The organism is Phocaeicola fibrisolvens (genome assembly GCF_025567125.1).
Taxonomy (GTDB): domain Bacteria; phylum Bacteroidota; class Bacteroidia; order Bacteroidales; family Bacteroidaceae; genus Phocaeicola; species Phocaeicola fibrisolvens.
The window spans coordinates 1-870 of record NZ_JAOQJI010000104.1; the positions used below are offsets into that span (position 1 = coordinate 1).

Sequence of the window (870 nt, forward strand, 5' to 3'; positions counted from 1 at the left end):
GGAGCGCCCTAGGGTAAAACTGGTAATTGGGGCTAAGTCGTAACAAGGTAGCCGTACCGGAAGGTGCGGCTGGAACACCTCCTTTCTGGAGAGGAACCGACGAAGGTTCTTGCCTTGTACTGCAGATGAGTTTGTTTTTCGATATAAAGAGAGAAAGATGAAGCCGAGTCGGAACAGACGAGGTTGAACTGAATCACAAGCTAGTCCTATAGCTCAGTTGGTTAGAGCGCTACACTGATAATGTAGAGGTCGGCAGTTCAACTCTGCCTGGGACTACCTCGAAAAGAAGGAAGTGAAAAAAACTTCCTTAAAAATTTGCCGGGGCGAAAGTAAATGCTTACCTTTGCAGCCGCAAAAAAACGGGGGATTAGCTCAGCTGGCTAGAGCACCTGCTTTGCACGCAGGGGGTCAACGGTTCGAATCCGTTATTCTCCACAAGCAACGAACTTTTAATTATTCATTATTAACTGTTCATTGAAAAACGGTCTATGACATGATGTAACAAGCAAAAAGTAATTTTAGTACGAAAGCTAAAAGTATATATCATCCCGCACCCGTTGAAAGACGGAGTGTGCACGTGATAAGGAAAGTAGGAAAGGGCGCATGGCGGATGCCTTGGCTCTCGGAGGCGATGAAGGACGTGATAAGCTGCGATAAGCTGCGGGGAGGTGCAAATAACCCTTGATCCGCGGATTTCCGAATGGGACAACCCGTTGTCTTGAAGAGATAACATCCATCTTCAGATGGAGGCTAACGCAGGGAACTGAAACATCTTAGTACCTGCAGGAAAAGAAAATAACAATGATTCCCCCAGTAGTGGCGAGCGAACGGGGAAGAGCCCAAACCCCGGATGTTACGGCATCCGGGGGG

At 47.8% G+C, this 870-nt stretch carries 2 tRNA genes and 2 rRNA genes; all 4 read left to right on the top strand.

Annotation, left to right across the window (positions count from 1 at the left end):
* Positions 1–85 (top strand): 16S ribosomal RNA (locus OCV81_RS17680); the annotation flags it as partial.
* A gap of 117 nt (positions 86–202) precedes the next feature.
* A tRNA-Ile gene (locus tag OCV81_RS17685) sits at positions 203–276 on the top strand.
* Positions 277–361: 85 nt separating this feature from the next.
* A tRNA-Ala gene (locus OCV81_RS17690) sits at positions 362–435 on the top strand.
* Positions 436–583: 148 nt separating this feature from the next.
* Positions 584–870: ribosomal RNA gene (locus tag OCV81_RS17695) — 23S ribosomal RNA — on the top strand; the annotation flags it as partial.